General features: G+C 43.3%; 9 protein-coding genes. 7 read left to right on the top strand and 2 right to left on the bottom strand.

Going from position 1 to position 13313, the window contains the following annotated elements:
* Window positions 1–33 precede the first annotated feature (33 nt).
* Window positions 34–486: an SH3 domain-containing protein gene (locus I1A42_RS25235; RefSeq protein WP_161154255.1), complete on the top strand. Its 453-nt coding sequence runs from the start codon at window positions 34–36 to the stop codon at window positions 484–486.
* A gap of 147 nt (window positions 487–633) precedes the next feature.
* On the opposite strand, the gene I1A42_RS20280 is transcribed toward I1A42_RS25235, so the two are convergent.
* Entirely contained in the window at window positions 634–1548 is a 915-nt protein-coding gene (locus I1A42_RS20280) for a LysR family transcriptional regulator (RefSeq protein ID WP_161154256.1), read from the bottom strand.
* 99 nt (window positions 1549–1647) lie between these two features.
* On the opposite strand from I1A42_RS20280, the gene I1A42_RS20275 reads away from it, so the two are divergent.
* From I1A42_RS20275 to I1A42_RS25230, 6 genes are all read left to right on the top strand, one after another.
* The gene (locus I1A42_RS20275; RefSeq protein ID WP_196124693.1) at window positions 1648–2589 is read left to right on the top strand and encodes a DUF1177 domain-containing protein; all 942 of its coding nucleotides are present in this window, start codon (window positions 1648–1650) and stop codon (window positions 2587–2589) included.
* On the top strand, window positions 2589–3272 hold the full coding sequence (locus tag I1A42_RS20270) for an AroM family protein (RefSeq protein WP_161154258.1): 684 nt from the start codon (window positions 2589–2591) through the stop codon (window positions 3270–3272). The genes I1A42_RS20275 and I1A42_RS20270 overlap by 1 nt, the downstream gene beginning before the upstream one ends.
* Before the next feature lie 39 nt (window positions 3273–3311).
* Window positions 3312–4955 carry an OPT/YSL family transporter gene (locus I1A42_RS20265; RefSeq protein WP_230389676.1) on the top strand — a complete coding sequence of 548 codons (1644 nt, stop codon included), beginning with the start codon at window positions 3312–3314 and terminating at the stop codon, window positions 4953–4955.
* A gap of 331 nt (window positions 4956–5286) precedes the next feature.
* Entirely contained in the window at window positions 5287–6000 is a 714-nt protein-coding gene (pepE, locus tag I1A42_RS20260; RefSeq protein WP_196124691.1) for a dipeptidase PepE, read from the top strand.
* Between the two features lie 2 nt (window positions 6001–6002).
* The gene (locus I1A42_RS20255) at window positions 6003–6638 is read left to right on the top strand and encodes an aspartate/glutamate racemase family protein (RefSeq protein WP_161154260.1); all 636 of its coding nucleotides are present in this window, start codon (window positions 6003–6005) and stop codon (window positions 6636–6638) included.
* Between the two features lie 404 nt (window positions 6639–7042).
* On the top strand, window positions 7043–8227 hold the full coding sequence (locus I1A42_RS25230) for a GGDEF domain-containing protein (RefSeq protein WP_196124689.1): 1185 nt from the start codon (window positions 7043–7045) through the stop codon (window positions 8225–8227).
* A 54-nt stretch (window positions 8228–8281) separates the two neighbouring features.
* Here I1A42_RS25230 and I1A42_RS20245 read toward each other — a convergent pair whose 3' ends face one another.
* Entirely contained in the window at window positions 8282–13165 is a 4884-nt protein-coding gene (locus I1A42_RS20245; protein ID WP_196124687.1) for a PAS domain S-box protein, read from the bottom strand.
* Between the last annotated feature and the right edge of the window lie 148 nt (window positions 13166–13313).

The following is a 13313-nucleotide window of genomic DNA, read 5'->3' as shown; positions in this document are numbered from 1 at the left end:
GAAACTGGCAAAGTTTCAATGTAGGAGAATAGAGTGCGTAAACAATTACTTTTGATCGCTGTACTTAGCGCAATAGGAACCACTGCTGCAACTGCCGCTCCATGCCAGCAAGGTCAGCCATGTCAGACTCAACCTGCTCAGCAGCAAAAAGCGCAGCCAAATCACAGTCAACCAGGCAATGGTCATGCGAACAAAGCAACACCAAAGAGCAATGCGGGACATAAAGTAACACATCAGCCAAAAGCTAAGCATCATGCTGCTAAGAAGGTGGCGCATGCTAAACCTAAAGGCCCTCATCATCCATACCAAGTTCGTGCTAACGCATTGAATGTACGTGCGAATCCTCGTCCTGGTGCACCAATTATCGGCCATCTAAAACGTGGAGAACATGTCCAGGTGTTAAAAGTGGCAAACGGTTGGGCAGAAATCTACTTCGATGGTCATTATCAATGGGTGAGCGCTAACTTTATTGTTAAGCTGCCTTAGATTCTTCGTGCAAACAAACCGTAATACTGGCAGAACGTAAGGTTCTGTCTTTTTTATACTCAAGTAACCTTATAATGCTGTTTCAGCGCCAACGTATTTGCTCTGAATCTTGTATCTTGAGAACATTTGGGGGACATGCGCTGAATATTAATCAGGGCGCGGTAGTAAATTACGGTTTTGCCCAACGACATCATAGATCACATCGACCAGTGTTTGAGCTGCTTTTGAGAGCGGACGACTTTTGGAGACCATCAAACCAATATCGCGAAAGAGTCTTTCTTTTATTGGGATTAGGCACACATCATTGCGTTCGAACATTAATTTTAGTGAAGAGGGTAAAACACTGACCCCCAAATCACACGCTACCATGCCAAGTATTGTTGATTGATACACAGCGGTTTGGACCGGCTCCATCATGACATCCGTCATTGCGAACCCTCTTTCCATTAACATACGCATACTGGTTCCTCCTTGCATGGCAATAAAAGGGGATTGAACGATTTGTTGCCAGCTCACTTCCTTGCTCTCTGCTAGTGGATGGCGGGGTGAGCAGACAAAATAGAGGTAATCTTTATAAATGGGCGTAAAATTGATGTCTTCGATTGGTCTCGGCAGAGCGCTTATACCAAAGTCAATATCACCATTTGCCACTTGCTTATAAATCGGCTCGTCGCTTTCTTCAATGTATTCGAGAGTGATCAACGGGAATTTTTGTTGAAATTCGGCCATCGCCGCTGGAATTAAGCTGGCGCCAACGGTTAATAATGCCGCAAAACTGACGCGTCCAGTTTGTCCGTCAGCAAGATTGTGCATATCTCTTAACGCACTATTTAGGCGATTTATGGTGCGCTCTGCAGCAGGAAGAAATGTCGCTCCAGCTTCAGTTAACACCACTTTACGCGTTGTACGCGCAAATAACTTTATTCTAAGCGTATGTTCTAATTGCCTAATTTGGCTGCTAAGTGAAGGTTGGGTGAGGTGAAGCTTCTCCGCTGCTTCAGTAAAACTTTCTAATTCAGCGACTTTTAAAAACGCTTCTAACTGCCGAGATGAAATATTCATAAAGTTTTTCTATTAATCCATAGTGTATTCAAATTTATCCTATCAATAAAACTGTTTATTATCGAACGACATTTTTGAAAAACTGCACGGAAGAAAAATATGCTCAAGCAAGTTATGGAATTACATGAACTACTGGATATGCCATCAGCAAGTGGTGCCGTGGTTAAAGATTATCTTTGCGAGCAAGGTGCCAGTGAAGATCAGATCACCATCAATTGCCTGACTTCAGATAAAGGTGCCAGTGATTTTATCAAGATTCTGATTCCTGGTTCTAACGGTAAATCGAAAGGTGGCAATGCACCGACATTAGGCATTATTGGCCGTTTGGGTGGAATTGGCGCTCGTCCTGACATTACCGGTTTTGTTTCAGATGGCGATGGTGCGCTGTCTGCTATGGCGGCTGCGGCTAAGTTAGTTCGTATGGCGTCATATGGCGATACTCTGCCGGGGGATGTGATTGTAACAACCCATATCTGTCCAGATGCCCCAACGCGAGAGCACTACCCAGTACCATTTATGGACTCTCCGATTACCATGGAAGATACATGGGAACACGAAGTGGATGCTGATATGGATGCTATTTTGTCCATTGATACCACTAAAGGCAATCGCATCATGAACTACCGTGGTATTGCAATTTCTCCGACGGTTTGCCAAGGCTATATTCTTAAAGTGAGTGAAAGTGTGGTCAATGTGGTTGAGCGAGTCACAGGTCAAATGGCCAATGTATTTGCACTAAGCCAGCAAGACATCACTCCATATGGTAATACGCTTTACCATCTTAACAGCATTCTGCAACCATCGGTTGCGACTGATAAACCAGTTATTGGTGTCGCACTGTCTACTGCTGTTGCTATTGCCGGATGTGCGACAGGCGCTAGTCATGAAGTCGATATTGAGCAAGCTGCTCGCCTTGCGGTCGAAGTTGCAAAAGATTTGGGTCAGGGAATTTGCCAATTTGTTGATCAAGCAGAGTTTGACGCCATTCAATCTCGTTATGGTTCTAACGTTCATTTCCAAACTCCGGGTAAGGAAGCGTGATGAGTAAGCAATCCACGTTAGCGATTGTTACGATTGGTCAAGCACCTAGACTTGATTTGCATGCAGACCTTGCAGTTTTACTCGGGAGTAACGTGAAAGTACTCGAATTTGGTGCTTTAGATGGCTTCACTCTAGAACAAATTAATACTCAATACCCTACAGCAACAAAGCGCGATATCTTGGTATCGCGCATGCAAGATGGTCGCCAAGTTCAGATCAGTGAACAGGATTTGGAACCGTTACTAGAACAAGCCGTGCACAAGGCAGAAGCCGCAAAACCTGATGCGATTCTGGTTTTATGCACTGGGGATTTACCTGAGTTTAATGATGTTCAAGTTCCAGTATTGTCGCCGAAAAAGATCGTGGAACACTTCTTCGCTGGTATTAGCAATGCAGTGACACTGATCGTGATGTCTCCTGATGCCGCGCAGATGGAAAATACACATCAACGTTGGTTAGGTAATGGTTTTGATGTTCAATGTTTAAGTGGCTCTCCGTATCTTAATGATGGTGGACGAGAACACGCTGCGCAACAAGCAAAAGAGTTACAAGGTAACTTGATTTATCTCGATTGTATGGGTTATCAGCTAGCACAACGAGATGACATTGCTCATATAGCGGGTAAATCCGTAATTACCCCAAGAGAAATTATTTTTAATACCGTTCGATTGTTACTTAAGTAGAAGCAGTCGAACCCAAGGAATCTACAAATAAGGATTGTTATGAACCATCAAGTCAGCCCTGATAAACAGGGAGGGCCACCTGCGGCTCATCCAAAATTTTTTATGCCATCACAACTGATTTTTAATGTTGTGATTGCCGTTCTTGGTGCGATTATCGGCATGGAGCTGATAACTCGTGTGGGGATTACCCCGAATACCTCGATTATCGGTGCATTGATAGCGATTTTGCTATCTTATCTACCATTAAAAGCGTTTCGTCGTTTAAAATCGTTAGAAAGTCAGACATTAGTACAAACCTCTATTTCTGGTGCGACCTTTTCTGCAGCGAATGGTTTGTTACTGCCACTCGCGATCCCTTATCTAATGGGTGAAAATGGCATGTTAACGCCGATGTTAATTGGCGCAGCATTGGCTGTGATCACTGATGCTTCGATTCTGTACTTCTCGTTTGATAGTAAATTGTTTAGTGCTCGCGGTGCTTGGCCTCCAGGATTTGCTACCGCAGAAGCTTTAAAAGCAGCCGCGACCAAAGGTAAAAATACCGTTTTATTAATTGTCGGTATGGTAGGTGGTGCCGTTGGTAAAAGCTTTGGTATCCCAATGGATATGTTGGGTATCACTTGGATTTCTAATGCATTTGCTCTTGGTGCGTTAGGTGTGGGTCTATTACTACGCGGGTATTCAACTCAACTATTTGGTTTTGACATTAGCACCCAATATATCCCTCATGGAATCATGATTGGTGCGGGTTTAGTTGCATTGATTCAAATCATCATGCTGATTCGTCGTGACGAACATGCTCAAGACAGTGCCGATCACTCTCAAGCAAAAGAAGAATCAGTAAAACAGCAACGTCCAACTCGCTCTGCTTTGCAAATGAAAGTCGCGATGGTGAGTGGCTTTACGATGTATCTAATTATTACCTTAATTCTTGCATTATCGACCGGTGTTTATGCTGACATGGGCATTGGTATGCTAATCGGCTGGTTAGTTTTTGCCGCCGTTGCAGCCATGGCTTCAGAGTTAATTGTTGGTATTGCCGCTATGCATTCAGGTTGGTTCCCATCATTTGCTACGGGTCTTATTTTCCTCGTTGTCGGTATGTTGTTAGGTTTTCCTAAAGAGGCATTGGGTGTGTTGGTTGCCTTTACCGTCGCGACTGGCCCTGCGTTTGCTGATATGGCGTATGACCTAAAAACAGGTTGGATTATCCGTGGTGAGAGTAAAGATGTTGCATACGAAATTGAAGGTCGCCGCCAACAATACTTTGCGGAAATGTTCAGTTTCGGCATCGCTATTCTAGTGGTAGGATTTGCTTATCAACACTACTTTAATCAAGACCTTGTCCCACCTGTGGCTCGTGTTTATGTCGCGACAATCAATGCGGGGGCGGATCACCATGTTGCAATGCTACTTGCTATATGGGCAGTGGTTGGCGCGTTGGTTCAATTGGTGGGTGGTATTTCTAAACAAATAGGTGTACTGCTTGCTACCGGGCTATTGATCGTATCTCCGCTTGCAGGTGTGATGATCTTTGTTGGTCTGCTGATTCGTTTCTTTGTGATTAAACGTTATGGCGATGAAGGAATGAAACAGCTGTATATTCTGGGCGCTGGTGCGATTTCTGGTTCTGCGATTTACAGCTTCTTCTCATCGACATTGAAGCTAGGATCAAAGCACTAACTTATACCCAAATGACCTCAAGATGCAGGATTCAGAGCTTCATCAACGAGCCTAGGTCAAGCTCAATCACGGCAGGAATGGTAATTCCCTTTCAACGTGATTGAGCGCAGAAATAGGTTTGTTGATGAGCTCCCAAAGGGCGAGTTTTATTCGCTCCCAGGCTGTGTTACTGATTTTTAACGTAGAATGACTATGTCTTCAAATCAGTGCCTTGCCTAAGAGCGAATACATTCTCGCTGAAACAGCATCTTGAGGTTACTTGGGTATATTAATCAGATAGCCATTGCCAATGGCTATCTGTTGTTTGCGTTTTTAATTTGAAGGTAATCATATGAATTTACTGTTGTGTAGTAGTTCTGGGTTTAAAAACAGTGACTATTTGTCACATACCAAACCGATGATGGAACAATTTTTTGCCGGTTTTAATGCTCCAGTAACTGAAGCGATATTTGTTCCTTATGCTGGAGTCACTCGCAGTTACGATGAATATCTAGCGCGTGTTGCTCCGCACTTTTCTGCGTTAGGTATTAAATTAGTTGGTTTGCATCAAACCACGGACCCCAAGAAAGCGCTGGATAATGCTCAGATGATCATTGTTGGGGGAGGCAATACCTTTGCTTTACTCAGTCGTCTTCAGCAGCAAGGTTTAGTGTCGGTGATTCAAAATAAAGTTCGCCAGGGCACGCCATATATTGGCTGGAGTGCGGGCTCTAACCTATCAGGAATGAGCATTTCAACAACCAATGATATGCCGATTGTTCAGCCAGAAACCTTTAGTGCACTTTGTTTGGTGCCATTTTTAATCAACCCGCACTTTATTAGTGGTCAAATTCCCGGTCATAATGGCGAAAGTCGTGAGCAGCGCCTAGCTGAATTTATGGTCATGAATCCGAAAGATAAAGTTGTCGCATTGGTTGAAGGTAGCGCGTTGTTAGTTAAAGGTGACTGCATGACTCTAATTGGAGCAGGTGCAGGTCATGTCTTCCTTGGTGGGGAGCAAACCGATCTTCCTCTGGGTGAATGTAGCGAATTGCTTAAGGGCTAAATATGATTAAGCGCATTGGTGTGATTCGAGTCTTGTCAGGAAAAGACCAAGCATTTCTCGATATGCACCAAAATATCATGGACGGTATTGCGATTAACAAACAGTGGCAAACCCGTTCAATATGGGATCAACCGGAAGGTATTCATGATCCCGAAACGTTCCAACTTGCATTGCCGAAGATTGTACAGTTGGGCCAAGAGTGGCAACACGAGTTAGATCTGCTGGTGGTAAGTTGTGCGGCTGATCCCGGTGTCACAGAACTCAAAGCGACATTATCAATTCCTGTTTACGGAGCAGGGGAGTCTTGTTGTTGGGCCGCACGTGAAGTGGGTGATTGTATCGGCATCTTAGGTATCGAACCTGAAGAGCCTGATGTGTTTAAGCGTGAGCTCGCAGACTGCACGACCATATATAGGCGCCCACATAACGTGCACTGTACTCACGACATTATGACGGCAGATGGTCAGCAAGCCATTATTGACGCAGCACTAGAATGCCAAGCGCTCGGTGCTAAAGTTATCGCCTTAGCATGTACTGGAATGGCTACGGTTGATATTGCTTCTGTACTCGCCCCTCATTTAGCACTGCCTGTCATCAATCCTGTCATTGCACTCGCTGAGCGCATTGCTCGTGTCTAAATTAGCGATTTAATTACACCCAAGTAACCTCAAGATGTTGTTTTAACGAAAATGTATTCGCTCTGAATCTTGCATCTTGAGGTCATTTGCGTATCCGACGCTTTGTCTTATTTATTTGTCTCAAAATTACAACCGGAATTGAAAATTGTTCTATTTTTGATGAAGCGACTGGGTAATTCTTGTTTTTGAGACGTTTTTGCAGCGAAATTTCGTGTAATGTTCCTCCCCTCAAATCATTTCAAGGTATTGATATATCAGATATTGATACCATTCGGATTAGGATTGCTTAATCAATGGTTAGTCAACCTAACGTTTGATCGAATTATCTGGCGCATCATTGATGTGTTAACAAGGGCTCAGACTGTGATGGTATCGTTACGTCTAGAGCGCAGGAAGCTATTTTTGTGAATATCTTTTACATTTCTAATATAGCAAACATTATCAATGTGATTGGTAGCAGTGTGATTGCTTGTTTCTTTTTATCCCAAGTGAGCCACAATTTATCGGGTATTCACAAACAAGCAGCCAATCGGTTTGTCGCCGCATTTCTTTTGTTGGGGTTGGCGTATTTTTCTTACAGTTTGCGTCAATGGGGATTCATCAGTCTTTCGGTTTTTTTCAACAATGCGTTCTACATGTTGGCGGCTTATCTCTTCTTAATCGGTATTGCTATTTGGTATCAGTATTCTGTTCGTATCTGTCACTATCTTTTGATATTTAGCCATGCACTCGTATTTGCGACACTGCAACTTTGGCTCGTTAACCATGAGCCTAGCAGCACGCTATTACGCATTCATTTTTGTTCTGGTTCGTTAGCATTGATTTTCTTTAGTGCGTTTTTCTTGGGGTTAAAAAAGCGCAAGATTAACCGTAGCGGAGAGCTTTTGCTTTGTATTTCCATGTTGATTTGTGGTTGGGCAGTTCTTGGGCCGACACTTATCTTAGTGTTTTCGCATAACTTGCAAATCTATATGTTATCCGTGGTTGGGCTGCAAATTTTAGCGAGTGATTTTTTGCTCGGTGCATTAATGTCGCTATTTTTATTTGATCAGATTAACTGGCATTACAAACGTTCCATGCATGATGAATTGACGGGTTTGTACAACCGCCGCTATTTTCGTGAAAAATTGCCTAGCTATATAGATGAAACAGGGCTCGATGGGGTGATTGCCATGTTTGATATTGACCACTTTAAACATGTCAATGATAGCTATGGTCATGATATGGGCGATCAGGTCATGAAGAAGGTGGCGGATGTGTTGTGCCAATATGTGCCACTTAATGGCATGATTGCGCGTTATGGTGGTGAAGAATTTATCTGGTATGCACCATGGCCAACATTAACTATCGCTTATGACCAGCTTGACGTGTTACGTGAGGCAATTTCACATTTGGAGTTTCAGTCAGGAACAGAAACATTCAAGATTTCTGTCTCGGTTGGTTGTGCGCGTTTACTGGCTCAATCCGACCCCTTAGAAGCCATAAAATGCGCCGATAACGCGCTTTATAAAGCAAAAATTTCGGGTCGTAACCAAGTGATTACGACTAAAAGTATCAGTGCCCAAGGCCTGCAACACCGACCTGCTTAACTGCGAAAGAATAAAAAAGAGTGACGGTAATTCAAATTCATCACTCTTCAAAGTTTAGCTCGCCGCGGTCAATTGCTCTTCAATCTTTTCATAATGCTCTAGAGCCAAATCAAAGTCATAGTTATCAACCGCTTTGACTAAAGGCTGAATAAGATATTCGTAATCAGACCCACGTAACTTGGTATTGAGCGTTTCTAACGCATCTGTTGCGTCGGTATCAAACTCTTCAAGCAATGTTTTGACTTGGGCAAATTCTTCACGTAGCTGTTGCGTATCGAGTTGCGCTGCGGATTCTGGTGATGGCTTATCTTCGTTTTCTGGTACATCGTCAAGCACTGCGAGGTGGTCGATCAAATCTTGTACCTGATGCTGAACGGTATTGATCTGGACATCAAGATCGAGATTTTTGTTGGTACCTGAGCACTTAAATTCCAGTTCACGGGCCACTTTCTCTATTGATTTAGCACCGATCGTGCCACATACCCCTTTAAGAGTGTGGGCCCAACGAACGGATGATTCATCACTTGGGTCTAGGCGAATCATCGCTAAAGCATCATCTAATTCCGTTGCATAAGTCTCTCTAAAGCGACGCAAAATTTTTAGATAAAGTTTTTCATTATGTTGTACATTGGTCAGGCCAATTTGAGTATCAATCCCCGGAATAGTTGGGATGTTGATTGCATCCGCAGTTGAGCGATAGCTATCTTCAACAACGCGGCTGTGATCTTGGCCTTGATGGAGTAACCATTTGGTTAGCGTCATAAATAACGTTGTAATATCGATCGGTTTGGCAATATGGTCGTTCATTCCAGCTTCGATGACTTTTTCTCTATCGCCTGCCATTGCATTGGCTGTCATTGCAATGATAGGGAGGTCGGCCCACTGGGCTTCTTGGCGAATAGCCCGCGTAGCGGAGTAACCATCCATCACAGGCATCTGACAATCCATTAATACCCCATCGAATTCGTTAATACGTAGACTTTCGATCGCTTCCTGACCATTGTTAGCCACATCCACATCAAGGCCATTGGATGAGAGAATATCGAGCGCTAATTCTTGGTTAATCAGATTATCTTCGACTAATAGCACACGCATACCGCGCAGGGCACTGATATAAGAGGTCAATTTCCCATCGACTAAATCACTACGTCTTTGGGTGACTACTTCGTATCCCATGGATGTCATGATAGTGTCGAGCATGGCCGATGGCATGACTGGCTTAACTAAAAAGGAGGAAATGTCCGTCCCTTCAGCAGCTTTTTTCGCTTCTTCTCGCCCATAAGCAGTAATCATTATGACGGTTGGGGCATTAGGTATATCGTGCATACGCTGAATGGCCCGCGCGGTCTCGATACCATCTAACCCAGGCATTTTCCAGTCCAGTATCACGAGATCATAAGGCTGTAATTGCGCTGCCAATTCAAGTAATAAAATGGCTTCTTCACCATCTGCCGCAACATGGGGCGAAATGCCAAAACTCACGAGCTGGTGGGCCAAAATTTCGCGAGATGTGTCATTATCATCAACGATTAATACGTTGAGATGGCTGAGCGGCGTATCGAGTTCGCTAGAATGTTTGGCGGCATTTGGCTGTTTGGCTAGTGTCAGTGAAAAATGGAAGGTACTGCCGGAGCCGTACTCACTTTCAACCCAGATATGTCCACCCATACGCTTAATTAAGTTGCGGGAGATAACGAGACCAAGCCCAGTGCCACCGAAACGACGAGTGGTGGAGTTATCCGCTTGGGTAAATGATTGGAACAGTCTCGACTGTTGCTCTTCTGTTAGGCCAATCCCGGTATCCTTAACGCTAAAATGTAATTCAGCGTCTTGGTCGGTTTCATTTAGTACTTCCAAGCCGACAATCACATCACCACCAGGGTCAGTAAACTTAATGGCATTGGTGGTAAAGTTGGTTAGTACTTGCGACAGACGTAATTGGTCACCAATCAATTCCTTTGGATACAAGCGAGGGAAGTCAAACATGAACTCCAACGCTTTCTCATCCGCTTTTAAGCCAACCAAGTTGGTGATGTGGTCAATCACATCATCAAGATTGAACGGAGCATTTTCGATTTCCAGTTTACCAGCTTCGATTTTCGAAAAGTCCAGAATATCGTTAATGATCCCCAACAACGACTCAGCGGAATGGTGCACTTTTTCCACGTAATTACGCTGTTTGTGATTAAGTTCAGTTTGAAGTGCCAAGTGTGACATCCCGATGATCGCATTCATTGGTGTACGAATTTCGTGCGACATATTGGCTAAAAAGTCAGATTTTGCCTTAGTGGCTTGTTCAGCGGTTTCTTTCGCTTCCAAAAGCTCTTGCTGCATTTCACGCCGTTCCGTGACATCAGAGATGCTGCCGACCAATCTGAGTGGGTCGCCATTGTCGTCACGTTTGACAATGTTGCCGCGGTCTTCCACCCAAAAAATCTGTCGATCTGGACGAACCATGCGATAGACGCAGTGATAGGGGATATCAAAATCAAGCGTTTCTTGAACGCGTTTCAATACGTAATCGCGATCCTCTGGATGAATGAAATCAATAAAGACCTCTAAGTTGTGCTGCATGTAAGAATTATCACGACCAAGCAAATGACAGAATCGTTGGTTGTGAGTCACTGAATCGTTTGTTATATCCCAGTCCCAGATACCTTCTCCGGTGGCTTCTAGGGCATAGGTCAAACGCTCTTCGTTGTACTTGAGCTGACTTTCCATTACCTTACGTTGCGTAATGTCGGTAGCGATCACCGCCAACGCATAAACGTCACCTTCTTCGTCGAGCAGTGGCACTTTCGTCGTATAGTAACTGTGCAGTGTTCCATCATGGTGAGTTAAGGCTTCTTCATAAGAGATTAACTGTTTGGTGCTAATAGCTTGATCATCATGCAATTGAACGTAGTCGATCAATTCTGGTGGAAGAAAATCGGATTCAGCGGTACCAAGGATCTCGCTGGACGATTTACCCGACAGTAATTCAAATGCACGGTTAACAACCAAATATTGACCATGAATGTCTTTAAGTAACACAATGCTTTGGGTGTTATCAATAATGGCACGCAGTTGATTTTGTTGGCGAATAATATCGGCTTGCTGTGCTTTGCGCTCGCTGACATCATCTAATGAAGCGATCACATAATCGGGTTCCCCGCGCTCAGTAGTGACTAATGCGACGGTTACATTTGCCCAAATGATATGGCCCAGTTTGTGATAAAAGCGTTTTTCCATGGTATAGAATGGAATGTCACCTTTGAGTAATTGGTCAAATAACTGCAACTCAATCACAAGGTCGTCAGGGTGCGTCATATCGTGAAACGTCATCTGACACAACGCTTGTTCGCTATACCCCATTATCTGTTCTAAGCGTTGGTTAACACGGGTAAGTTGTCCGTCAATTGTGACATGGGTTAACCCAATAGCGGCGCTATCAAAGGTATTATTTAATACAAATTGGCTCTGTTTTAATTCCTGTTCAGTGTGAACACGCTTAGTGATGTCATGCAGTGATGCCAGTAAAATTTGACGACCATTAATATCGAGTGGTCGTAGGCTAATTTCTACGTAACAGGTTTTGCCACTGACCAGAGCAAAATCCCACTCAAATCGAATCGCTTCACCATTTGGGTTCCGTGAGGGGTTATGACACACCAGAGATAAAAAGTTATCAAGACGCTCAAGCCGAACTGGATGATCAGGCGAGTCGAGTAATTCCTGTTTTGAATTAAGTTCGAATAGACGTAAGCTCGCTTGGTTACCATCAATGATTTTGTTGTTTTCCAGTAGAATATAAGGGACAGCAGAAAATTCAAAAAGTGACTGAAAACGTTGCGCGCTTTGCACCATCTGCTGCTCAGCCGCCAGTTTTTCTTGGTTTAGAATGTGCTGCTTAGTGATATCGTTGGATGACACCGTAAAGTGGGTGACATGGCCTTGTTCGTTTGTGATTGGACTGACAATGACTGATTCCCAAGTTTGACTATTATCGGTTGAGGTGTGTTCAAATTCACCTTCCCAGACCAAGCCTTGATGAATGGTTGCCCAAAGGTTATGGAAGCGTTCTGGACGCATATGGTTGGGAGATAAAATCGGTGCAGTACTACCGATAGCTTCTGCTTGAGTTAAGTTATGTTGGTCAAGAAACGTGGGGTTGGCATATTCAATCAGACCTGAACGATCGGTAATCACCGTAGAAGTGGGGCTTTGCTCTAACACTTTGGACAATTTAGCCAGCTCTTGTTCACGTTGTTTTAGCTTACGCGTGAATTGGTAAAATTGTTCGAGTAGTGGCCCAACCATGCTGGTATTGAGTAACACACCGACAATGACAACGATCAGACCTACCAGCAAAGACAATAAACCCGCTTTTACAAAAGGTTTGCGAATATCACTAAGATCGACTTTAGCGACAATACCCACGTTCAACTCTGGTACATAACCGTATGCGGCTAACGTACTGTGCCCATTGTAATCTTGCGTGGTCATTACACCGGATTGACCGGAAAGTGCGAGGCTCATAGGGTTATTTAAAAAGGATTGTTCGCCTGCATCCGGATATGGTTGAAACTCTGCGGTTTGATTATTATTAGAGGATAAGAATACCACTGAATGATTGCGTTTTTCCCCCAGTAATAACTCACCTGAACCGCTTAGACTACTATAGTCACTAAAACTTTCTTTTATTTGTTGTAAAGCATGACTACGTGTTAACTGATATTTTTCTTGTGTTTGATTTTTATTATTAGTATCAGAGTTTACAAACGACCTAATTAATCTAACTTGTGACGAAACGATGTCTGATAATTCACTTTTTTTTGAGTCAATATTAATTCTATACAATAAATAGAAACCAGAAATAATAACCGTCACAATACATAATGAGAGGATTAAAATAGATCTTATCTGGATTTGTTGTTTGCGACGGATTAGCTCTTCCATTTACACATTTCTTCTTTAAAGTCAACTTAAAATGCAATATTTTTTGTATCATCTATGAGATTGATTCAAACTTTATGTTTTACACTGGTTAGTTTTTGTGATCAATAGCCAAAACTAAAAAGACTCAAAACCATGATGATTTTGAGTC

Source organism: Vibrio nitrifigilis (genome assembly GCF_015686695.1).
In the GTDB taxonomy this organism is placed as follows: Bacteria; Pseudomonadota; Gammaproteobacteria; order Enterobacterales; family Vibrionaceae; genus Vibrio; species Vibrio nitrifigilis.
The sequence above is the reverse complement of the archived record's forward strand: the minus strand, read 5'-3'. Positions and strand labels throughout refer to the sequence as shown.